This window comes from Orientia tsutsugamushi (genome assembly GCF_900327275.1).
Lineage (GTDB): Bacteria > Pseudomonadota > Alphaproteobacteria > Rickettsiales > Rickettsiaceae > Orientia > Orientia tsutsugamushi.
This window is the reverse complement of the sequence record NZ_LS398548.1, coordinates 1,237,902-1,260,375: the sequence shown is the minus strand read 5'-3', so window position 1 is coordinate 1,260,375 and position 22,474 is coordinate 1,237,902. Positions and strand designations below refer to the sequence as shown.

Genomic DNA, 22,474 nt, shown 5'->3' with positions numbered 1-22,474 from the left:
TTATATCTTGAGTTTATATTTACTAAGATCAGTTTTATGCCTTGTAAGAGCAAGTAATATTCCAACTCCTATCGCTACTGCAACACTAGAAGATCCACCGTAACTAATAAATGGTAAAGTCATGCCTTTAGTTGGAAGCAGGTTAGTACTAACACACATATTAACTATAGCCTGAAATCCAAACTGTGAAAGTATACCTGAGGATACAAAAATTGTATAATTATCTTCTTCAAATAGTAATTTGACAAATCCATATATAACAATAAAAGTAAAAATTGCTACAATTATTAAACAAACTATAGCTCCTAACTCTTCACCAGCAACAGCAAAAATAAAGTCAGTATGAGAATCAGGTAACATGTGCTTGACTAAACCTTCTCCTGGCCCTTTGCCATATAGTCCTCCATTTTTAAATGCTTGTAAAGACTTCATGACTTGGTAATTTTCGCTATTGGCTGGATCCAAAAAACTATTAATTCTTCTCTTGACATGCGGTAATAATGAATATGCTCCTGCTGTTCCGGCAATTGATATACATACCAAAATCAAGAGCCATAGTAACGGTATACCTGCTATAAATAATTGTATTCCAAATGCAACCGAAATTGTTATTAACATACCAAAATCAGGCTGAGTAATTAGCAGTAATGCTACTATTAAATATAAGATAATAGTAACAATAAAGCGAATTTCATTGCTTTGAATAGCTGAAAGAAGCCATCCAGTAATCACTAAAAAAAATGGTTTTATAAATTCAGAAGGTTGCAATGATATTCCTCCAATATTAATCCACCTTTTAGCTCCCTTAATAGGATTACCATAAAATTTAATAAATATTAATAATATAATATTTAGAATAAATCCTAAAATAGCTAAACGCTTTATTGTAGTTTTATTGAGAAACGATACAACAAATGTTGTACCTACTGCTAGTACAACATAAAATATATGCTTGCTAGCAAAATACGACTGTGGCACTCCTATTCTATTTGCTACTGCAGCGCCAGATGTTGTTACTAGCATTAGGCTTAAAGCAGATAAAATACATAATAAAAATACTGTGTATTGATCTATACTTTTCCACCAGCGCCATAATATTCTAAACTTTTCAGTCGAATTATAGTTCATATATTTTTATTCTGTTATAAATTTTTGAGATATTTTTATAAATTGATTACCCCTATCTTCAAAGTTCTTAAACTGATCAAATGAAGCACAAGCAGGAGCAAATAATATATTTTTATCCAGCCCACTTTGATCAGATTCAGCATCTATTATCGCTTGATTAAATGCTTCCTCCATGGTGTTATTAATTGAAAAAGCAACTACTCCTTTTAATGTTTCTGCAAGAGCATATCTAGATTGCCCATATAAATATGCTTTTTTAACTTCATATAGAGTATTTACTATTGAATTAACTCCTCCTTCTTTAGCAACTCCTCCAGCTATCCAATAGATATTTGATAAGCTTAATAATGCTTTACTAGCAGCATCTGCATTTGTTGCCTTACTATCATTATAAATATGTATGTTGTTTTTTTTTCCTATATATTGCATACGATGAGGTAAAGGTTGAAATTGATTTATAGCGCTAGTAATATCATATTCATTTCTACCTAAAATTTTACATGCATAAAAAGCAGCAGCAATATTTTGATTATTATGCTTACCTAATAGTAAAGAAGTTAAATTTATATGTTGAGGTAGGTGAGATGAAAATTTCACTAATGTAGGCTGAGATTGACAATTTATACTTTCATCTGCAATAGATTTATTTAATTCATCAGTGTTTATAGCTTTCTTTATTAATTCTAAGCTACACGTAGTATTTCTAAACTTGCTTGCATATAATGTATTGTAATTGGCGTTAGAAATAATAGAACAGTCTTTATTAATTAAAGCATAACCATTTTTTGTGACAAGAGAAAGTATCTTTTGCTTAGATAGTATATATTGGTCAAATGAATGATAACGATCTATATGATCAGCAGTGATGTTTAATAATACTGCAACATCTAGCTTTAGATCAGTTATTAAATCTAGTTGAAATGACGAAAGCTCTAAGACATATCCTTCTACATTATCTCTTAAAGATAAAACAGCTTTACCTATATTACCTCCAAGATCAAATTTACCATTTGTAAATGTTAAAATATGATGAATAAGAGTAGAGGTTGTACTTTTGCCATTTGTTCCAGTAATACCAATGTATTTACGATTAGGATATTCATTATATAGAAGATCTATGTCTGATTTAATTGGTATGTTATACTTTTGCGCATGCTTTATAATAGGATGAGGTGTGGTATAATATGGTATACCAGGGCTTAGTATAATAAAGTCACATACTTGCCATTCTGGTTGATCAATGTTGATCATCTTGTAATTTTTTGAACTAATATTATGTTTGTAGAAAGAATTCCGACTGTCAGGTGAATCATCGTAAACAATTAAATCAGCAAGTCCAGCTAGAGATTTACAAACTGCTAAACCGGTACGAGATAATCCAAACACACCTATTTTTTTATTCCTTTGTGAATATAGTCTAATCACGTTTTTTTAAATAAATTTAATTGTTTTTGATAATAGTTATGCGTATTTTATATTATTATTTTTTCTTAACAAAGTTTTTCTTATGGTAGAGTGGATAGAAATTCATTATCCTATCGAATATGGCGAAGCTTATAAAATGATGAAATCAAGATTAACAGGAATACTAAACGGTACTGCTTCAGAAGCTGTATTTATTCTTGAGCATCAAGATGTTTATACTTCTGGAATTAGCGCTAAGAATGATGAATTATTAAATTGCTATGATATTCCAGTACATCATACTGATCGAGGAGGAAAGTTTACTTATCATGGTCCTGGGCAAATTATAATATATCCTGTTATCAATTTAGCAGCTAACGGAAGGGTAAAAGATATTAGAAATTATGTAAACAATCTTGCTTCTCTTGTTATTAATTCTCTAAAGTTCTTTAATATTACAGGTATAACTGTTCAAGATACTATTGGGGTTTGGATAGATAGTGAGTTTGGTAGAAAAAAAATAGCATCAATAGGAGTGCGAATACATAAGTGGATCACTTATCACGGAGTAGCTATTAATGTATGTCCAGATTTAAAAAAGTTTAAAGGAATAATTCCGTGTGGAGACCGTGAGACTATTGTAACTTCAATTAGTGAATTACTTGATCAAAAGATAGATCTAGATTACTATAAAGCTATATTAAAGCAAGAATTTTATAAGATATTTTAGTATAAGGTAGACTAAAATTTAACTCAAAAATTAAGAAATATATAAAGTATAATTGTGTGAGTAGACCTAACCAATCGCTCAATTAGGTCCCTCAGCCCAGAACAGGATTTGCAGAATTACCGCATCCGGCTTCCCGAAAAAATAAGATAAGCATTATGCCTTATTTGTTGTTTAGAACATTGAGATAATCTTTCCATTTTTAGGAAAATTTACTCTTTTAACGCCAATTTTGGATAAGGAAAAATATGAAAGGTAGAGAATAAGAAGCATACAGGAGATAATGTATAATTATATATTATCTGTAGTTTCAATTAATAACAGTTTATTCATTGATCATATTTCTACAAATATTCTTTCATAATACTATGCGTAATAACCTGAACATTCACCATTATAACACTTGTATATTACATATTTCTAATTGTTTCTTATCCTAAATTGGCGTTTTTAAGTATCTCGGTTAGTTTTTTCCAATTTACCTTACGTTTTCCTCCCATTCTATTAAACCAGTTATATAGTCATTTACAATGAAGTTTGCATATAATATTCTAAAAAGGAAATGCCAAAATCATATAGCCAAGACTTTCGAGATAAAGTAATGAAATGTGTTAATCGAGGAAAAAGTTGTAATGCTACCTCAGTAAAATTTGATATATAGTTATTTACAATGAGGTTTGAGCATAGAAAAAATCGACAATAGCATCATAAGATTTACCACCAAATTGAGTAATTTGATGTCTAATACACCTCTTCATATTAGCCCAAAACTTTTCTATCAGATTTAAATATGGAAAATAAGGACAAGAAAATTATAACTTGCAATCTTCTTGCCTTGTTTGGCTAAATTTGCAGCATTGTCTCTACCAGATTTAATCATTTGTGATTTAGCTTCATTGATATTTAGCCCATAATTATTTAACCTTTTAGGCAAAACATCATACATCTGCTTCCATTTCAAAGACAAATACCATATCGTCGCAATACTTCACCATTCCTGTTTGTCCAATTAAATTTTCTTTGCTGATTTTTGCAAACCAACTATCTATAACATTGGTGAAACTATTGAGCCTTGACAACAACCTTCTTTGTTAGTAACTATAGTACCATTTTCTATGATTGGTGTTTCAACCAGTTTTGTAATTAGTTTTAGAAATTTCTTGTCAGATATTTTCTTTCTTAGAAATTCCATCAACTCGCAATGCTTAATTGTATTGAAACACTTTGTTATATCAATCTCTACTATAGCCACTTTATTGAAGTTATACGTAAGTCTATTTAACTCCCTTAAAGCATCGTGTGCATTTAATTTAGGATGAAATCCATATGAATACTTTAAGAATATTGGCTCAAACACAGAGTTTAGTGTCTTGCTTACTGCAGACTCGATTATCTTATCTTCAAAGTATGATATTACCAAAGGTCTTTTTTGCCTCAATCTTTTTTTGGAATTTTCGTTATTCGTGCAGATTTAGCTTGATATTGACCTTTGCGAATTCTAGTAAGAAGCAAGAGCGGATTTTCTTTCAACTTCTTACCATAATCCTCTTTGGTTATACTATCTATTCCTATCGCTTTCTTGCTATCGAGTTCCTTATATTAGACTTCTTTCGAAAGTGGTTAAGGTAGTTCAAAATTATAAATGCCAGAGATCAAATTAAATCTAAAACCGAATCTTTTACGTCTATTTCGATATTTTTCGATGATAGCAACTTTATACGTTCAAGTTTCTTTAACCATGTATTTCTGTCTATGCTGTGTACAGAACTATTACTGATCAAGCTTTTTGATAGATTCCATAATATTACAACTATAACGCTAATAAAGAGAAGTTAATATGAATGTTTTGAAATCACTTTTACAACCGTGTTATGCTGTTATATTAGCATTCGTTGTATTATCTTCACCATCGATATGTACAGCGAATAATAATGTAAACTTCAATGCTTTCAAAGATAGTATTGATACTTCACAATTCTATATAAAATTTTCAACTGGTATTGCTACTAACTACGATACATTAGAAGCTGGAATTGGTTATAGATTAGATCGGCACAGAATGGATGGATGTAAGATTAGGATTTATGTGTTATCACAACTGTAGAGATAACTTTATTCAAGGAAATTATTATTACAATATAATTGAAGGTAACAAAGCATCAATTGTTGTTACAGGTGGCCTAGTATCAGTTCTAAAGTCTTATAGTGATATTGGAGTAGACTTAGGAGTTGGTGCAACAATAAACTTATTAAAAGATACATATTTAGATATTGAATGTAGCACAATAGCTAACTATAGACCACTTCCTATTCATATAAGTGTTGGATGGCGGGTTCACATTTAACAACTAGCAAGTTTTATAGTTAGTAATGATTAGCTCATTAACAGGATTGCGTTGTTCATTGATTGAGTATACGACTGTAACGGTATGTATTCAAACAGCTCAAAAGTGAGCTAGAAGAAGTTAGAACACTTCAGTCCGAAATAACAGAAAATAAAAAATCAACATTAAGGGAAGCCATATGTCATATACCAATCAGCTTAGCTAACAGTTAGCTAAGCTTGCTATTTTAAATTTCTAAAAAAACAAAGTTAATAAACTTAACCATAGGAGAATAATATGGAAAATAACAATATATATTTGATTCAATATATTAGGCATATAGTAAATAACTGCAATAAAACAAAGCGGAATATAGTAGAACTAGTAGAATATAAGCAAGATGCAGTAGCAAAAATAACAGATACATTAAGCTTACTTGATAAACTAATAGATCATCCGAATGATACAATTTGTGTATTTAGAAAAACCATAGAATCAACGAATTTAGAACTAGCAAAATTTAGCCTACGAACAATGCTAAATGGTACTATTGCAGCAATCAGAGTAATTGATGAAGATAAAAAGATAGAGCTAAGGGAAAAAATAGGAAATGACATATACGATATTATTACTGGAGATAGGTTTCGAATAAGAGCTGTACTCACTCAGTTAGTTGGTAGTGCTATTATGCATAGTACAAATAGCAAAGTTAGAGTTAGCATTGATTTTTTGCCTCCTAAAAATGAACAATCGAATTCAAAAGATAGAATATTGAAATTTGTAGTGCATAGCGTAGGAGCTGGCATTTCAAAAAACAAATTACAAGAGATGAACTCTGAATTAAAAAATCCACACTTAATTAAGCATCAAGCATTAGATTCAGGGTTAGAATTTATCAAACATCTTACATATGAAATGAAAGGAAGCATTAAGATAGACAGTAAAGAAGGGCATTATACAAAGTTTTTAGTCAGCATTCCGATACAAATTAGTAATTTAAATTCACAACATTAGTCAAATGGAGAATATTATGAAAAATAAAAAAAAGAATATCAATACAACAAAAGACATTTCTCAAGATGTTTGGACAATTCATCTGCCACCTATTTCAATTAAGTTAGTATCTACAGCTAAGGAAAGAAATATTTATCTTTGTACCGAAAATATGAATGCAGATAACTATATTAAAATGAAAATAAAGCTACAACAAGCGGAAGATTATCTAGAGGAAGCTGAGTCAATGAAGAAATATTGTATAGATTTGATTCAAAAAATTAAATAGATGTTTGATCTTGCTACTGCTAAAATCAGACATCTAGCAGATGATCTACTATGTGGGCAAAATGATTTCAAAGAAGAGGAATATAAAACTACTAGCTTAGCAAGAATAGTTAATTGTGTTGCTAACCTACAAGACTACTGTAACAGAATAGTTTACTCACTTAGAGGCCAAATTGAGCTTCAAAACGTACATTTAAAAAAATTTAGCATACAAAAACTATTGAAGGATACAATTAGTTCGCTGAAAGAAATTGCTGAAGATAGAGAAATATCGCTCAGTTACAATGTTCAGGACAATATAAATGATATTGTTATTGGAGATAGTTGTCTATTGCAAACTATACTTAGTCAATTAATAAGTGGAGCTATTAGAGTTAATAAAAGCTGTCAGGTTGATGTTATAGTTAGGTTATTTACTTCGCCGTATCGAAAGGTAAATGAAAAAGACAGAATATTAAGATTCATAGTACGTGATAACGGAAAAGGTATTTCACAAGAAAAACTACAAGAAATAAATGCAAAATTTACTGATTTGCATTCAATTAGAGATCCAGAAATATTAGACTCGAGTCTAGGATTTACAAATTACATTGTTAACAAACTAAGTGGAAAATTAGAGATAAAGAGCGAGGCAAATAAGTGCACAGCTATTACTTGCGATATGCCAGTACAACTTTTTAATTAAAACATATGGAAGCATTTTATGAGTCATACTATAAAATCTGGAGATTTTGGTATTCAAGCAAAAGTAAATAGTAGTATTAGAGCACTGAAGCCATTCACAGAAAATAAAGGAATAAATCTTAGCTGCAACTTTAAAAATGATATAAAAGATTTAATCATTGTAAATAGTACTCAAATACAGAAAGTACTAACACTATTAATTTGCAATGCTACTAATAGTAAATGCAGCGAAATTAGTGTTGAAGTTGATTTGCTACCTTCTACAAATCAAAAGACAAATTATAGAATATTATAATAGACCTCTTTCGAAACTGGTTAAGGTAGTTCAAAATTATAAATGCCAGATATCAAATTAAATCTAAGACCGAATCGTTTACGTCTATTTCAATATTTGTTAGCAATAATTTTGAACTACCTTAACCAGTTTCGAAAGAGGTCTATTGTAAATGACTATATGTGCATATATCATAGAAATATTTTTTGCATTTTTTAAATAATTACTCATATTATAAGTAATTATGACCTTTGGTTGAAATTTTTTTATGAATGAGGATATAAAAAATGATGCAGAGTGAGACTGAAAAATCTACTATTTCTATAAATCAGTTTATTAAAATTAAAAACCTTGGTAGCACAGGTAAGTTAGCACAAAGGATTTCAGATGGAAAAAAATTTATTATTAAACAATCCAGCAATAAATTACTAACAGAGTATATTATGGCGCCATTATATAAAAAATGGTTAAATGGTAACTCTACAACCATAGAATTGGCAGAAGATGGTGAAGATGTTTGCATATTAGTTGAATATATTCCAAGTCTTTTAACTTTAGAAGAGTTCAATAAAAAAGAAACAAAACAATTAGAAAAAAAGCAACTTTTAAACGGTCTTGAAGAGTATGCTGCAGCAGCCATAATTGGTATGGAAGGTGTGGTAATATTGGTATTGTAGAAAATAATATTGTTAAAATTGATCATGGTCTGTCAGCAATCAAATGTAGAAATGAAAGAGAGATACTGACTACTGCAAAAATGTTACAAAAAGCTACCAACCAAGTTTTCGACATTAATAAATTTACAGCAGCTATTAGACAAATACTGCAGACATCTGAAGGAGAAATTTACAACATATTAGCTGATAAAATTAATGCGTTTAAAAGCTTTAACTCTAAAAGTATACAAAGCCAGTTTGAAAAATACTTAAAAGAACTTAGGCCAGACTGTATCACTTATAATTATACTATAGATAAAAGTGATATTGTAGGTACGTATGTTGCAGGTATATCAGAACAATACAGAATTCTTGAAACCTTTTTATCAGATATCGACTTTGTTTTACAAGCCGATATACCGGATTTAAAAAAAGAAGGTTATGGTATTGATAATATTATAGATATTAGTAATAAAGGTGATATAGTAGATTTCATTTTTCAAAATCAATTTCAAATCAAAGGAACAGATCCGTTTAAATGGGCTGTACAAAATGATTATAAGATTCATGGGCATCATCCAGTTAAATATGCTATTAAAAAAAATTTTAAAATTGAAAATATAAACCCAGTAATATGGGCCCAACAAAACAATATAAGTTACATAAATGGAATTGAATTACTATTTTCGATAGTAAGTTCTGGATATAAAATAGATGGCCAAGATGCTGTAATTTGGTGTATAAATAATAAGGTAAACATTAATACTCAAGATCCATTGGAATTTGCTTTAGCTAATGGTTACATTATATCTAATCAAAAATGTATAAGGCAAGATGATGATATAAGAATTCATGCATGGAAGCATAACTACAAAATTGACGGTGAAGATGTTATTAACAATTAAGATATTCTATAGGTAAAGGTGCAAAGGCAGAGCAAGTATAAGGATGAAGAAAAGTTAATTTTTATTAACTTTTACACTTTATAGAACCTACTATTAACTTGTGTTAACTTTTATTAATATTTTTAATCAAGCTTCAACCTTAACTATAAACATATTTGCAATATTTGTCAATATAACAAAAAAATTAAAGCAAAAGGTTGACAAAAGGTTGACAGAAAATTTAGGAAATTGGTGGTCAGTTTTCAATCTAGAGGTTAATCTAATGATCAAAAAATATATACAACCTGGGATTGATAAGCGATTTTCAAGTTATATGTATTATGAACAAATTAGTATAAAAAATTTGATATCAAAAAAAGCATAATTTATATCGGATGTTTAATAAAACGTAATATATATTAATAATATCAACATTAATATTATGTGGGGTGATTATGCATTCAATATCATCAAAGTTTATAAAGCAGGTATTAAATAAAATTAACATTTCTGAGGGAGAAAAATTATCAATTATCCACGATCCAGATATAATAGGACTTAAACTGAAAATCTCATGGGTAGTCCGTAGAGGAAGAGTAAGAAAAACATGGGTTTTAGAACAAAAATTTAAAAACCAGAGTTTAAAAATAACGATAGGGGAATTTCCATATTTATCTATTAAAGAAGCTAGAAAAATAGCAAGAGAATTAAAGACATTAATGGCGAACGGAATAGATCCAAGAGCAGTAAAACGTCAACAACAGATAGAAGAAAATGAGAATCGTATAAAAGAAAGAGAAAGAAAAGCTAACGATATTACATTCAAAGAGCTGTGTTATAGGTATATTGAAGAGTATGCCAAAATATATACTATAAACTGGGAAGAGTATACTGACAGAGTACATACTTATGCACAATCATTATATGGAAAAAAGATAAGCCAGATTCGAATGAGTGATATTCAACAAATATTCAATGATATCAGCAAAGAGGAAAAATATGCTACAGCAAATCTATTTCTAGTAACATTACGCACTATGTTTAATAAGGCAAAAAAATGGGGATTAATAGAAAACAATCCTACTATAGGAATAGAGCAGCATAAACTGCAAGCAAGAGAGAGACGTCTAAGTTACGATGAAATGGGGAGATTTTTAGAAGTATTATGCAGAGAAACAACTCCGTTGATAAGAGATTTTGCATTACTAGCGTTATATACTGCAGCTAGAAAAAGTAATGCGTTAGAGATGGAATGGGACAATATAGATTTTGAAAGAAAAATATGGCATATACCAAAAAACTAAGAACGGAAAGGCGCAAAATATATCATTAACAGATGAGGCAATGGAAATATTGCAAGCAAGGAAATTAACATCTAAAAGTAAATTGGTGCTACAAAGCGATAGTAGCAAAAGTGGACACTTAGAAAGCCATATGAAGCATGGAAGATAATTTGTAAAAAGGCTGGCATAAAAAATTTCAGAATACACGATCTAAGAAGGACGTTAGCAAGTTGTATGGGGGATGCAGGCGCAAGTCAGAGGACAATTGGTATAGCATTGAATCATATTAATCCAAACTCAACAATGCATTATAATATACCTTGTATGGAGTTAGTACGAGAGTATATGTCTAAGGCTACACAAATAATTAGTGAATGTGCTAGAAGTTATAATATTTATAATACTATCTAACTAAAATAAACGTCGTGGTAAGAATAGTGCGACTTCATGTCGCACATGCATGTATGTAAACTAATTATTGCAGGTAAAATCTGTGTTTGAAGATGTTTAGCTAATTTAAACATTAGACCTCTTTCGAAACTGGTTAACGTAGTTCAAAATTATTGCTAATAAATATCCAAATAGACGTAAAAGATTCGGTTTTAGATTTAATTTGATCTCTGGCATTTATAATTTTGAACTACGTTAACCAGTTTCGAAAGAGGTCTATTATAGTAGTAGAATGAGAAATCTCATGCTACAATTGGGGCTAAAGGTGATTATGCAAAATCAAAAATTATGTTGGGCATTATCGAGGCCATTGAAGTATATGGGTTTGAGCATTGATGAATGGGGAGTAGTGCTAGCTGGAGTAGCTCCAGGAATTGTACTACTAAACAGCAGGCATGCTAAATTAGGCCTAGCATTTATGGTTGGAGGAATTGCTCTATGTTATTGCTTTAAGAAATTTAAGAAGGTATCGGAGAATTTTTTGCTAAAAAGTTTTTTAGTAGCTAAAGGTTTATTGCCAGCTCCATTAGGATATTCAAGACTGCTGGGCAAAAAAGTTGGCAAATAATGAATCATCTCTTTAAGCAAAATGCTATACAAGAGCTGGTTAAATATAATAAATGCTTACTTTCAGTAACTATATTGCTAGCTGCAGCTAATATAATTGCGATAATGGCTGCAATTACCAAAGAAGAAAAGTGGTTGTTAATTCCAGCACTGGAGCCTGATCGTAAAATGACGGTTTCATCAAAAAATTACCATGAAACCTATTTAAAGGAATGGGCAATTTATGTGATGGAACTCTTATTTACCACTTCTCCAAATGAGGTAGAAAGACAAATAGCAGACATGAAAGTGGTATTCAGTAATACTGAATCTTTAAATAAATTTTTTCATGATCACTTGCAATTTGTTAAAGGCTCAAATGTATCTTCAGTCTTTTTTCCAAAAAAGATTGAAGTGATAAAGGATGGAGTATTAATTAGTGGAACGCTTCGTTATTGGTTTAGCGATAGTAAACATATAGCTGTCGATAAGACTTACCTTTTGACTTACAAGCGAACTCCTAATTACCTTTTGTTATTGACTGGTGTTAAAGAGAATGGAATAAAAAAATGAGTATTAGAATTTTGAGATTTATCATAGGGCTTATTGCTTTAGTCAACGTTAATAATATATATGCGGTAGAATATGAGTTAGAAGCTGATGAGCTGCTTAAGCTTGAGATTTCTGATAGTGGGCCAACAAGAATTAATCTTAAAGATGAAAAAATTAATGATATTCTTATGTACCCTCAAAACACAGTTGAAGGTATAGTTCATGAGTCTGGATGTTTGTTTATTGCTCCACGAGCAGAAGAAAACAAAGTTTATTTAATGGTAATAGGAAAATATAAAACAATTCAAGATTTAATGTCAACTTTTACTCCAAAAACTCCAAACCCTGTAATGCTTGTTAATGCTGCTACAAAAATAGAGGAAAAGGATAATTCAAAACAAAACAATACCAATTTGTTCAGTAATGACCTTAATACAAAAGAATTAACAGCGAAACTTTCTAAAAAACAAAGTAGAAATACTAAGAAAAAAATAAAACTGGCTTAAAGTGCTAGTTTTTACTTCAAAGACTTAAAGTTCTACAAAGATTATTAATTAAAACCGCTTCAAAGTAAAATTTCACTGGTATGGAATTAACTAGCATTAGGAGAATAATGCAAAATTTACTAATAAGCAATAACAATGTTCATATGCAATTTGTTAAAGGCTCAAATGTGTCTTCACCAATTTGTTCAGTAATGATGTTAATACAAAAGAATTAACAGCAAAACCTTCTAAAAAACAAAGTAGAAATACTAAGGAAAAATAAAACTGGCTTAAAATGCTAGTTTTTACTTCAAAGCCTTAAAGTTCTGTAAGGGTTGCCGAAACTCACTCCAAAGTAAAATTTTATTCAACGTGGAATTCACTAGCACTAAGAGAATAATGCAAAATTTACTAATAAGCAATAACAATGTTCATATATCAAAAATCTCAACTAAATATGCTAAAACATACATTTGGAATACAGTGGAATAATGTAGTTGTAGGACTGTTAATTATAATTACTGCTTGTGTTTTTTCTTTTGAGCCAGCATTAGCTGATACTCTTGAAGGGCAGCTTAATAAAATAGACGGACTTTTTAGTGGAAAACTAAAAACAATAGGTATATCAAGCGCAACTATTTTATCATCGATTTGGGCTGTAGCAAGAGGTAATATAAAGCTTGCAGGAGTAATGGTAGCAATTGGTGTTATTTTAGGCTTTTACCTAGATTGGATTGCCAGTGGTATGAAAATTAATTGATAAGGTAGAAACATTAACATTCAAAAAGCGGAGGAATAGTGGAACAGGACAATTCAGACAATAATAATACAAAAGAAGAAGATTTAGAGCTAAATGATAAACTAAAGGCTGAATCTGGTGTTAGGTCTAATAGCAAGTTATCAGAATTAACAAATATCATTCGTAGAAAGCCAGTAATTGCCTTAACTTTTATAAGCATCACAATAATGGTTGTTTCATATTTTTTATCTGAAAGTGGTAAAACGAAAGAATCTATAATTTTTATTGAAAATCGTGAGTCAAGAGAAGCGATTTCTGGAATAGAACAAGCTGTAGATTTAAGAGCAAAATGGACAGAAGAAATACTTAATGAAGTCAAAACATTAAAAGATAGATTTGACAGTGTAATAGACAGCAGATATTTAGAAATTACAGCCCAAATTAATAATTTTAACCAAAAACTTGAGATATTGGAGAATCAGCCTAAGCAGAGTCTATATAATAATGATAGTGATGAATTTAGTTCTGATCTTAATCATCATATTTTAAATTCACCACATGATAACAAAACAGAGCAAGCTCCTGTAGTAGTAAAGCCTTATGTAAATCTTAGGAGAGCTAGATTTGAGCCAAAAAAAAATGCTGAGAACTATGTTACTAGCGGTAGTTCTGCTAGAGCTGTGCTACTTACTGGAGTCGTTGTAGGTACTGGAACAAACAGCTCTTCATCACCAGAACCAATTGTTCTGCAGTTGCTTGATACAGCAATTCTTTATAATAAATATAAAACTGATCAAATCAAAAATGCAATTTTAATTGGATCCTGTAACGGAGAGATGTCCTCAGAGAGAGCTAAATGTCGCATCGAAACTCTTTCAGTAGTCAATAACCAAGGAGATATTATCGAAAAAAAGGTGGAAGGCTGGTTGATAGGCGAAGACGGACGTTCTGGAATTAAAGGAATCGTGGTGGATAAATCGTCTAACATAGCAAGCATGGCTGCATTAAATGGAGTATTTAGCAGTATAGCTAAGTTTCTGCAATCTAAGGCTATTAAACCTGATATGCTACCAACTTTAAACTTAGTAACTGGAGGCCAACAACAAGAGTTTCAGATTGGAGATGCGCTTCAGTCTGGAGCTTACGCTGGAGCTAGCAATGCTTTTGATAAGCTAGCTGATTTTGCTATAAAACGAGCTGATTCTATGAGCCCAGTCATTGTTGTTGCCTCAGGTAGAGTCATCGATGTTGTATTTAAAAAAGGTTTTGACTTACGTGAGCACAAGAAGAAGCCACATAATTCAACTTATTCACAATCAACTAACAATGAAAAAGTTAATTTGCATAATAAATTCGATCAATCACAAAAGTTAGAGGAGTATTATTTATAATGAAGTTTTTATTATTGCTATTGTGCTGTATGAGCCTAACCAGTTTCTTTTTCGAAAGTACTTTTGATTGTAAAATTCCTAAAGGGCTAAAATGTAAGTCTTTATACGAAATAAAGAATATGGTTGCTCAAGGCGCTTTTGATATTGATAATCTTGAGAAAGTTGAAACATCCAAAACTAAATCAAAAAGACGTTGTATTCTATGCTACAGGCAAGCTAAAGCTATTCAAAGCGTAGCTGTTGTTAACAAGTCGCCGAAAAAACCAAAAAAATATCTTATTAATTTATTTAAATTAAAACAGAGTCAAGGTGAACGCAAGCATACATAAGGATTTTGATCGAGAAAGATTTTCTAAACACTTTGTCTATGAATCATATGATGATGAGACTCAGCTATTCTTTAATCGTGGTTCAATAGGTTTTGTATTGCTTGCATGGCCATTAGTTGGAGCTAGTGTTTCTGCTCAAAATGAAATTGCTGAATTTCTGAAAAGCGATGAAAATTTACCTGGTGAAAGTAGCCTGCAAGTCTTGATGATTGGTAGTAATAATATAGAGAATTTTTTAAGCAACTGGCAGTCATATCGTAAAGGAGAGATATTTATTGAGTTAGCTAATAAAAGAACAGAATTTTTACGTGATCAAGCTCAAAAGTCAGGCTCTGTAAAGGATGTAGTATTGTTGATTTCAGTTACTATACCTAATTTAAATGCAAATATCGATGATATGATTCGCAGACGAGATGCTTTAAAAGATACGTTTAGGTCAATTGGATTAAGCACTGAAAATGTGAATGCACAGCAATTATTAAAGTTTCTGAGAGTAATATTTGGCTGGCCTGAAGAAGAACATTCAAATATTAACCAGTATGAAATATTGTCTGAACAAATTCTAAGTGGAGATTTCTCGTTATTTGAGAATGATGATTGTGTAAATGTAAATGATGATCAAATATTTATCAGTCTAGAAGCAAGAAATAGGCCTGCAGAGTGGAAATTATCTGCTATGGATCTGTTTTTAGGTAATGAAATGCGTCGTGATGAATATATAAAATCAAATTTCCTGATTCATTTTGGTCTGCAAATTTTACCAAATCAAGCTATGGAAAGAACTGCTGCTATAACCAAAAGAGAGGCACTAGAAAGAAATATTAATGCAGGAATGGGCAAATTTTTTTCATGACATACAACAAGAAACTGCTGATTTAGCTGATGTAGTAGCTGCTCTACAGAGTGGTGATAGAGTTGTTAATATTCACTTCAACGTTATTATGTTTGATAAAACAAAAAAGGCTAAGCAATCTGCATCGGCCTTTTGTTCGATGTTAAGACGCAGTGGATGGTATTTTGTACCATGCAAATATGATCATGTAGCCGTGTTACTAGCTGCGCTACCAATGCAGTTAGTTGAGCAAGGCCCAAAAGGTATATTGGGTCAAAATAAAACATCAGGAGTTGGAGTAGCTCTTTCTAGCTTAGGTAGAGGCATAAAAACTGTTTCTGTAGAGAGCAAAGTATTATTGCCAATAATCGGTGAATGGAAAGGTGATTTAAGTTCTCCAGGTATGTTGCTAGCTGGAAGACGAGGTCAAATAATGTACTGGTCTCCTTTTGGTGGAGCTTTATTACCTGCATTAAATAAGAATGCAGCAGCTCCAAATGAGAACTTTAACCTTTGTATAGCTGGAGTTCCAGGCTCTGGAAAATCTGTTTTCATGCAAGAATTAATGCTATCTGTTCTAGGAGTTGGTGGTAAAGTTTTTGTTCTTGATTACGGAAGATCGTTTAAGCGTACATGCTTGATTCTAGGTGGTAGATACATAGAATTCGACATGAAAAATCCTGTATCAATTAATCCATTTTCAGAGGTGCCAGAGGATGACAGCGCAAAGTCTATAGAAGCTAGATCGGATTTTTTATCTAACTTTCCATCCATTTTAGCTACTATGGCTGCTCCACAGTATGGAACAAGCGATTTACAACAACCAATGCTACAGAGGGCTTTGATATCAGTCTGGCAAAAAAAGGGAGCTAAAGCTGAAATCACGGATATTGCAGACTGGTTATCAAATAGAGAAGAATCATATGCTAAAGAGCTTGGAAATATGCTCTTTCCTTTTACTAAAGATGGTCAACATGGAAGATTTTTTAGCGGTAAGGCGCAATTATCTCTAAACTCTGATATTGTGGTAATTGAAACTGATCATCTACGCTCTGTACCAGAGCTATTAGCTGTGATTGTACAGATTATGATTGTTCATATTAATCAAACAATGGTTAAGGGAGATAGAAGTAGACCATTTTTAATTATGATAGATGAAGCTTGGAAGCTATTAGCTGGAAAGCGTTCAGGAGAGTTTATTGAAGAAGCAGGTCGAATAGCTCGAAAATATAATGGATCGATTGCTTTAGCAACTCAGCAACTCACGGATTACTTTCGTCAAGAGGGTTCTGCGTCTGAAAAGGCGTTTGAGAACTCATCGCATAAGATAATTTTGAAGCAAAATTCTGAATCGTTTAAGGCAATGAGAGCTAACCATAAGCTTGCAGGGTTTGTTGATGAGGATTGGAAGCTGAATTTACTGCAATCTGTACATTCAAATCCTCCGTATTATAGTGAAATAGCTATTTATAGCCCTAATGTTTCAGGTGTTATAGGCAGATTAATGATTGATCCGTTTACTCTGCTGTTAACTTCAACGAATGCTAGAGATTATCAAGCAATAGAAGATCACATGGCTAAAGGGATGAATGTCAGTGAGGCAATTAATTATGTGATAAGAGAACGGAAAATAATTCCATGAAGCACGGAGCAGTAATTAGTATAGGTACATTCTTTGCTTTATTTGCCGTTGCTTATCAAGTAAGCGATATAAGAGCCAATTTATTAAATGCTGATATAGGTGTTGAGATTAAGGATTATGGGACTAGAGGGCATGTTTTTCCAATCATTGAGGAATCATTACTGGAGGTGATTATGGCTAAACTTAATGCTGCATCAAAAAGTGGTTTGTTGAATCAAATGCAGCTGGAATTTCAGGAAAAAGTTAGGCAAAAAATCATGAGACCAGTTCCAGTAAAAAATTTGAGTAAAGCTACTGAAAATAAAACGCGAATATATGATTCTACCTATGTTCAAAAGGATGACATTAAGACAAAAAATGGTATAATAATAGTAAGGAGAGGAACTAAAATAAATCCTTTAGAGATAATAAATTGGGGTGAACCACTAATATTAATTGATGGAGATGATGAAGATCAGGTCGCTTGGGCAAAATCAAGACCAGGAAAGATAGTGTTAGTTAATGGAAATCCTATTGAACTTAGCAATCTATTAGGCCGGCACGTATTCTTCGATCAATTGGGTTTTTTGAGTATGAAGTTTAAAATACAAGCTGTGCCAGCCATAATAGAGCAAGAAAACACTGTGCTTAAAATTAGCGAAGTAAGCACCTATTAAAAGCATATAACGCACGTTGGAAGTTACATAATATGCTGTAAGCAGTATAACTCAATATACTATTAGATTCAACTTAAAAGAAGGTTTTATATGAAAAGTTGGAAATTACAGCAATTAGAACAAGATCTAGTTAAAATAGTTAATAATACGCTACGAGGTGAAATACAAGAGATAGTAAATCCAGGTGGTGAAACTTTATATTTAATTCCAGGAAATAGATATCCAAAACTTCTTCGTAAAATTTCATCAATGCAAGCAAAGTGAGTGAAGGAACTGGTAATTTTGTTAGCGATAGTAATGTCTATAACAGCTAATAACTGTTATGCAGCTGCTGGGTGTGTTGGAAGATTTGTAAATCCTATAACAGATGTATGTTGGAAGTGCTTGTTTCCAATTACTATAGCTGGATTTAAGGTAGTAAGCAGTTCAATGCCTGATACTAATGCTTCTGGTAGACTTATATGTCTTTGTCCTAAGCCAGGGATTCCAGTGCCTATACCTGGTATTCCGGTAGGATTTTGGGAGCCAGTACGCCTTGTAGACGTTACAAAGTCACCAATGTGTATGGTAAGTCTTGGAGGTTTGTCATTTGGAACTGCTACTCAAAAAGGCATGAAAGATGAGGCTGAAGGAAGTGCTTTTTACCACATTCATTGGTATGTCTATCCCGTGATTTACTGGCTGGAAATTTTGCTTGATTTTATTTGTCTGGAAATGGCTGCAGTCGATATAGCATATTTAACAGAGTTTGATCCATTATGGAGTGACGATGCAAAATCTGCGATTTTAAATCCAGAAACGTTGTTGTTTCAAAATGTAGCTGCTTATCAAGCATGTATAGCTGATTGCATCAGTTGTAGCGCTGGTTTATTAGCAAGCGATTATGCTTTTTGGTGTGCTGGATGTCAAGGAATGCTTTACCCTTTCACTGGAACAGCTGCAGCGCATAATGGTGGAGTTGGAACATCTGTATTAATGGTAAGTAAGTTTATGGCTAAGATGCATAGGCAACTGATGTTATGGGGATATTATGGTTATAAAGGCCTATGTGGTAAGTATCCAATGCCTATTATCAAGAAAAGTCAGTATCGACTACAAATGACTTATCCAATTCCAGAAACAAAATCCTGCAAGAGCATAGGTCAAACAGAAGCTATATGGCAAGCTGGTAGAGAATTTCCAGTTAATGGTGAAGATTTCGGTTACTTGATTTGGCGAAAAAGAGATTGCTGTTTGCTTTGATTTATAAAGCTTGGAGAGGAATATGGTTATACGAGTAATGATGTTGATGGTTTTATTATTTGTTAATAATGCTAATGCTTTTTTTTTGGACAAGCAAAAAACTTTTATTTTTGTCTCATTTTCAATGAGTGATGAGGCTTTAAAAAGCTATTTTGCTGATTCTCAAAAGGCTGGAGCTCGATTAGTTATGCGTGGGTTAATTAATAACTCATTTACACAAACAAAGAATAAAACTATGGAGCTTGGTATTAGCTTCAATATAGATCCTAGCTTGTTTGAACAATATAAAATTGATGTTGTACCTGTGATAGTAATAGATGATGAAAAAAGAGGATTAACCAAGAAATTAACTGGGCACATTCCTTTAGCAATAGCATTAGAAATTATGAATGAGAATACTCCATGAAGCAACTTATAGTACTAGTTTTGATAATATTGAACATCAATTGTTGTTTAGCTTCAATGCAAAGCAGTTATAATGAAGCTAGCAACTATAATGTAAATCTTGGAAATTCTTCAAATACACAAGAATTATTTCATCAAGGTAGTAATGTCAATTATCCTAATAATGATGAGGATTTAACCTATCATGGCCGTAATCAGCTTAGTACAGAAAGTGGGGCAATGTTATTTCAAGCTGAAAACAGTAAAAACAATGCCTTAACTCAACATAATATCAACGATCAAAATTATATGATAGCTAATTCAATGAGAATTGAATCTGATCCTTTAAGTGCCCTTGATAGCAGTAACTTCGTAACTCAGACAAGTACAACTAATACTGAAATCATTCAAAGTTGTACTGAAGGCAGTAAGTTCAATATTGAACTTATTCGAGAATTAAACGTTGAGTGCAGATTAGAAAATGTATGGCTTCCATGGCAAAGCCGGCAAATGGAATTTGCAACAGAAGAAATAAAGGAGAATCATAGTAATTGGATTAATAGTCGTAGCGATGTCTATGATGATGAATTAGATGCGCAAGTATACTGCCTAGCAGATGATCCCGAAGCAATTGTAAAACAAATGAAATGGGCTATTGCTAATAGGCTTGGTGCATCTATACACCATGTTGGTAGAAATTTGTTATTAGAAGTAAATGAAAAAATATGTATACTTCACTATGACTACAGAGATAAGACTCAAGAACTAAGGAAAGTAGCAGAATATTGGAAAGTTTTAAACCCTGAACTTGAGCAATTAACAGAAAGTAACGAATGCTATGATGTCAATAGAATCAACTATGATGGTGGTGATAGAGTATTTTTTGACAAGTTTAAAGTCAATCGTCCATATTGGAAACAAAAGATTGTTTTTTCATGTACTAGCGATCCAAAAGATGGTTGCAAACACCTTAAAATTCAAAATTGCGAATTAAAAAACAGCACTTGCCAAAAATCAGTAGCAAATATTTGTTTACTCTGGCAGCACGATTATAGCTGTTCAACTGAGAAGCAAACAATGCTACACTCATCATTGCGTAATAACTCAATCTTTTGTTTAGGAGGCAATTGCAATACTCCAACTATTATACCAAACAGGGATATAGCTAAAGTAGCTCATCTAGCTATGCTAAATCAGATGAGCAAAGACATTAAAACAAATCCCGTTTCTGTATTTTCAGGTAAACATCGCAAATGCAAAAAAGATGTATTTAGTTTTTTGAATTGCTGCTCTTCAATGACTGGCTGGGGGCGTGATATAGGCTTATCACAATGCAAATCTAAGGAACAAGAATTAGCTCTATATAGAAAAAAAGGTTACTGCTACTATATTGGAACCTACTGTTCTTCAAGAATTCCGATATTAGGTATTTGCTTAGCTAGAAAGTCTACTTATTGCTGCTTTCAGTCGAAACTTGCAAGAATTTTTCAGGAAGAAGCAAGAAAACAGCTAAAAATAGACTTTGGAACACCTGAATGTCCAAAGTGTAGAGGCCTTACTGTTAAGGAATTACAAAAAGTTGATTTCACTAAAATCAATATGGACGAACTATTTGGTGATATACTCACTAAGGCTCAAAACAGCATGAACAAAGACATTATTGCAGGAATCAAAGATAAAGTTCATCGTATGCAACAAAACAGATCTTATTGAGTGTTGCTTTATATATTTATTTTAAGATATAATAATCACATATATTTTTAGGGTGAAAAACTAATGAATAATAATGATTTATTGCGTAAATTATGTCGTTCTGCTGCAGAGGGTAATATAGAGAGTATAAAGCATCTTCTAGCACAAGATAATGCTGTTGATATTATTAATTCACAAAATAATGATGGTCAAACTCCTTTACATTTAGTTACTAAGTATTGCGCTACAAAAGTTTATGCTAGTCTTGAAGAACACACAGAAGAATACTGTAGTGGTTGTAATAGTACTGTCAAAAGATTTGTAGATGCAGCAAAGCTTCTATTGAATGCAGGAGCTAATTCAAATGCGCAAGATAATTATGGTCGAACTCCTTTACATGTAGCTATTGCATGGCACTATTCACCTACATGTTTTGTAAGATCAGGCATGGATAAAGTAGTTATCCCATGTTACTCAACAGGTTTGATAAATGTATTATGTGAGAATAATTATATTGATTTCAGTTTAAAGGATGCAAATAGTGATACTGTTTTAGGCCTAGCTTCATCTCTTAAATCTGGATTCAGACAGCTTAGTATTGTAAAATATCTGACAGAGAAAAACATATTATGGAGAAATCATCTAGTATGTGCTGCACAGAAATTCATACATCAAGAGGATAAGAATGATAAAAATGTATCATGTAAATTACCTTATCTTGTGACTGATAAGATACTCAGCTACTTGGATGATTATACCTTAGGACTATTCCAAAAAGAGATAAATGACGAAGCTAACAATGATAATGAAGCAGCTAATGATCCTACGGTTATAGGAGATGTACCTAATTAATGAACTATCTCAAATAACCTAATACTAGCCATAGTTT

27 protein-coding genes and 6 pseudogenes are annotated in these 22,474 nt (G+C 31.8%); 25 read left to right on the top strand and 8 right to left on the bottom strand.

Annotated features, from left to right (window positions below; all coding sequences use genetic code 11):
- Both DK405_RS06650 and murD read right to left on the bottom strand, forming a co-directional pair.
- A complete protein-coding gene (locus DK405_RS06650) occupies positions 1–1,128 on the bottom strand; it encodes an FtsW/RodA/SpoVE family cell cycle protein (protein ID WP_045912281.1) in 1,128 nt (375 codons plus the stop codon).
- Positions 1,129–1,134: 6 nt separating this feature from the next.
- The gene (gene murD / locus DK405_RS06645) at positions 1,135–2,553 is read right to left on the bottom strand and encodes a UDP-N-acetylmuramoyl-L-alanine--D-glutamate ligase (RefSeq protein ID WP_045912280.1); all 1,419 of its coding nucleotides are present in this window, start codon (positions 2,551–2,553) and stop codon (positions 1,135–1,137) included.
- Between the two features lie 82 nt (positions 2,554–2,635).
- Here murD and lipB point away from each other — a divergent pair, with 82 nt between their 5' ends.
- Positions 2,636–3,262 carry a lipoyl(octanoyl) transferase LipB gene (gene lipB / locus DK405_RS06640; protein WP_045912279.1) on the top strand — a complete coding sequence of 209 codons (627 nt, stop codon included), beginning with the start codon at positions 2,636–2,638 and terminating at the stop codon, positions 3,260–3,262.
- 781 nt (positions 3,263–4,043) lie between these two features.
- Here the strand turns inward: lipB and DK405_RS14175 are convergent.
- From DK405_RS14175 to DK405_RS15775, 4 genes and pseudogenes are all read right to left on the bottom strand, one after another.
- Positions 4,044–4,205: a reverse transcriptase gene (locus tag DK405_RS14175; RefSeq protein ID WP_231967927.1), complete on the bottom strand. Its 162-nt coding sequence runs from the start codon at positions 4,203–4,205 to the stop codon at positions 4,044–4,046.
- On the bottom strand, positions 4,198–4,338 hold the full coding sequence (locus DK405_RS14170) for a hypothetical protein (protein WP_231965362.1): 141 nt from the start codon (positions 4,336–4,338) through the stop codon (positions 4,198–4,200). Before DK405_RS14170 ends, DK405_RS14175 begins: the two co-directional genes overlap by 8 nt.
- On the bottom strand, positions 4,305–4,679 hold the full coding sequence (locus DK405_RS14165; protein WP_064612840.1) for a reverse transcriptase/maturase family protein: 375 nt from the start codon (positions 4,677–4,679) through the stop codon (positions 4,305–4,307). The genes DK405_RS14170 and DK405_RS14165 overlap by 34 nt, the downstream gene beginning before the upstream one ends.
- A gap of 200 nt (positions 4,680–4,879) precedes the next feature.
- Positions 4,880–4,966 (bottom strand): annotated as a pseudogene (locus DK405_RS15775) (IS5/IS1182 family transposase); the annotation flags it as partial.
- A 130-nt stretch (positions 4,967–5,096) separates the two neighbouring features.
- Between DK405_RS15775 and DK405_RS14160 the strand changes: the two are divergent.
- Positions 5,097–5,604 (top strand): annotated as a pseudogene (locus DK405_RS14160) (hypothetical protein).
- A gap of 3 nt (positions 5,605–5,607) precedes the next feature.
- On the opposite strand, the pseudogene DK405_RS16150 reads toward DK405_RS14160, so the two are convergent.
- Positions 5,608–5,694: pseudogene (locus DK405_RS16150) on the bottom strand (DNA adenine methylase); the annotation flags it as partial.
- A 186-nt stretch (positions 5,695–5,880) separates the two neighbouring features.
- On the opposite strand from DK405_RS16150, the gene DK405_RS06615 reads away from it, so the two are divergent.
- Genes DK405_RS06615 through DK405_RS06600 form a run of 4 tightly spaced genes read left to right on the top strand, consistent with a single transcriptional unit; the run spans position 5,881 to position 7,843 of the window.
- The gene (locus DK405_RS06615; RefSeq protein WP_231967665.1) at positions 5,881–6,597 is read left to right on the top strand and encodes a sensor histidine kinase; all 717 of its coding nucleotides are present in this window, start codon (positions 5,881–5,883) and stop codon (positions 6,595–6,597) included.
- A gap of 16 nt (positions 6,598–6,613) precedes the next feature.
- Positions 6,614–6,865, top strand: a complete 252-nt coding sequence (locus tag DK405_RS14155) for a hypothetical protein (RefSeq protein ID WP_064612919.1) — start codon at positions 6,614–6,616, stop codon at positions 6,863–6,865.
- Positions 6,866–7,549 (top strand): sensor histidine kinase, encoded by a 684-nt coding sequence (locus DK405_RS06605; RefSeq protein WP_231967620.1) that lies wholly within the window; start codon positions 6,866–6,868, stop codon positions 7,547–7,549.
- A gap of 18 nt (positions 7,550–7,567) precedes the next feature.
- The gene (locus tag DK405_RS06600) at positions 7,568–7,843 is read left to right on the top strand and encodes a hypothetical protein (protein ID WP_045913048.1); all 276 of its coding nucleotides are present in this window, start codon (positions 7,568–7,570) and stop codon (positions 7,841–7,843) included.
- 20 nt (positions 7,844–7,863) lie between these two features.
- On the opposite strand, the pseudogene DK405_RS06595 reads toward DK405_RS06600, so the two are convergent.
- Positions 7,864–7,959 (bottom strand): annotated as a pseudogene (locus tag DK405_RS06595) (IS5/IS1182 family transposase); the annotation flags it as partial.
- Between the two features lie 150 nt (positions 7,960–8,109).
- Between DK405_RS06595 and DK405_RS06590 the strand changes: the two are divergent.
- The 19 genes and pseudogenes from DK405_RS06590 to DK405_RS06505 all read left to right on the top strand — a co-directional run bounded on the left by DK405_RS06590 (position 8,110) and on the right by DK405_RS06505 (position 22,437).
- Positions 8,110–8,499, top strand: a complete 390-nt coding sequence (locus tag DK405_RS06590; RefSeq protein WP_045913047.1) for a hypothetical protein — start codon at positions 8,110–8,112, stop codon at positions 8,497–8,499.
- Between the two features lie 80 nt (positions 8,500–8,579).
- Positions 8,580–9,383 (top strand): hypothetical protein, encoded by an 804-nt coding sequence (locus DK405_RS06585; protein ID WP_045913046.1) that lies wholly within the window; start codon positions 8,580–8,582, stop codon positions 9,381–9,383.
- A 434-nt stretch (positions 9,384–9,817) separates the two neighbouring features.
- Entirely contained in the window at positions 9,818–10,666 is an 849-nt protein-coding gene (locus tag DK405_RS06575) for a tyrosine-type recombinase/integrase (protein WP_109510628.1), read from the top strand.
- Positions 10,632–10,814, top strand: coding sequence for a hypothetical protein (locus DK405_RS14150; RefSeq protein ID WP_231967663.1), 183 nt, complete (start codon positions 10,632–10,634; stop codon positions 10,812–10,814). Before DK405_RS06575 ends, DK405_RS14150 begins: the two co-directional genes overlap by 35 nt.
- Positions 10,811–11,056, top strand: coding sequence for a tyrosine-type recombinase/integrase (locus tag DK405_RS14145; protein WP_231967053.1), 246 nt, complete (start codon positions 10,811–10,813; stop codon positions 11,054–11,056). Before DK405_RS14150 ends, DK405_RS14145 begins: the two co-directional genes overlap by 4 nt.
- Positions 11,057–11,198: 142 nt before the next feature.
- A pseudogene (locus tag DK405_RS06565) lies at positions 11,199–11,294 on the top strand (IS5/IS1182 family transposase); the annotation flags it as partial.
- Between the two features lie 33 nt (positions 11,295–11,327).
- Entirely contained in the window at positions 11,328–11,663 is a 336-nt protein-coding gene (locus tag DK405_RS06560) for a hypothetical protein (protein WP_045918854.1), read from the top strand.
- The gene (locus DK405_RS06555) at positions 11,663–12,214 is read left to right on the top strand and encodes a TraE/TraK family type IV conjugative transfer system protein (RefSeq protein WP_109510627.1); all 552 of its coding nucleotides are present in this window, start codon (positions 11,663–11,665) and stop codon (positions 12,212–12,214) included. Before DK405_RS06560 ends, DK405_RS06555 begins: the two co-directional genes overlap by 1 nt.
- Positions 12,211–12,699: a hypothetical protein gene (locus DK405_RS06550; protein ID WP_064612667.1), complete on the top strand. Its 489-nt coding sequence runs from the start codon at positions 12,211–12,213 to the stop codon at positions 12,697–12,699. The genes DK405_RS06555 and DK405_RS06550 overlap by 4 nt, the downstream gene beginning before the upstream one ends.
- Positions 12,700–13,105: 406 nt before the next feature.
- Positions 13,106–13,438: a hypothetical protein gene (locus tag DK405_RS06545; protein WP_064612670.1), complete on the top strand. Its 333-nt coding sequence runs from the start codon at positions 13,106–13,108 to the stop codon at positions 13,436–13,438.
- A gap of 38 nt (positions 13,439–13,476) precedes the next feature.
- Positions 13,477–14,808, top strand: a complete 1,332-nt coding sequence (locus DK405_RS06540) for a TraB/VirB10 family protein (RefSeq protein ID WP_081420570.1) — start codon at positions 13,477–13,479, stop codon at positions 14,806–14,808.
- The gene (locus tag DK405_RS06535) at positions 14,808–15,137 is read left to right on the top strand and encodes a hypothetical protein (RefSeq protein WP_064612672.1); all 330 of its coding nucleotides are present in this window, start codon (positions 14,808–14,810) and stop codon (positions 15,135–15,137) included. The genes DK405_RS06540 and DK405_RS06535 overlap by 1 nt, the downstream gene beginning before the upstream one ends.
- Positions 15,118–17,611, top strand: a pseudogene (locus DK405_RS06530) (TraC family protein). Before DK405_RS06535 ends, DK405_RS06530 begins: the two are co-directional and overlap by 20 nt.
- On the top strand, positions 17,608–18,267 hold the full coding sequence (gene traW / locus DK405_RS06525) for a type-F conjugative transfer system protein TraW (RefSeq protein ID WP_109510545.1): 660 nt from the start codon (positions 17,608–17,610) through the stop codon (positions 18,265–18,267). Before DK405_RS06530 ends, traW begins: the two are co-directional and overlap by 4 nt.
- A 90-nt stretch (positions 18,268–18,357) precedes the next feature.
- Positions 18,358–18,531 carry a hypothetical protein gene (locus tag DK405_RS13065; protein ID WP_174190469.1) on the top strand — a complete coding sequence of 58 codons (174 nt, stop codon included), beginning with the start codon at positions 18,358–18,360 and terminating at the stop codon, positions 18,529–18,531.
- Entirely contained in the window at positions 18,532–19,509 is a 978-nt protein-coding gene (gene traU / locus DK405_RS06520; RefSeq protein WP_174197559.1) for a conjugal transfer pilus assembly protein TraU, read from the top strand. It begins immediately after the preceding gene.
- Positions 19,510–19,531: 22 nt separating this feature from the next.
- A complete protein-coding gene (trbC, locus tag DK405_RS06515; protein ID WP_064612690.1) occupies positions 19,532–19,915 on the top strand; it encodes a type-F conjugative transfer system pilin assembly protein TrbC in 384 nt (127 codons plus the stop codon).
- Positions 19,912–21,606: a conjugal transfer protein TraN gene (traN, locus tag DK405_RS06510; RefSeq protein WP_064612692.1), complete on the top strand. Its 1,695-nt coding sequence runs from the start codon at positions 19,912–19,914 to the stop codon at positions 21,604–21,606. The genes trbC and traN overlap by 4 nt, the downstream gene beginning before the upstream one ends.
- A 63-nt stretch (positions 21,607–21,669) precedes the next feature.
- Complete coding sequence (locus DK405_RS06505) at positions 21,670–22,437, top strand: ankyrin repeat domain-containing protein (RefSeq protein ID WP_045913007.1); 768 nt, start codon at positions 21,670–21,672, stop codon at positions 22,435–22,437.
- Positions 22,438–22,474 lie beyond the last annotated feature (37 nt).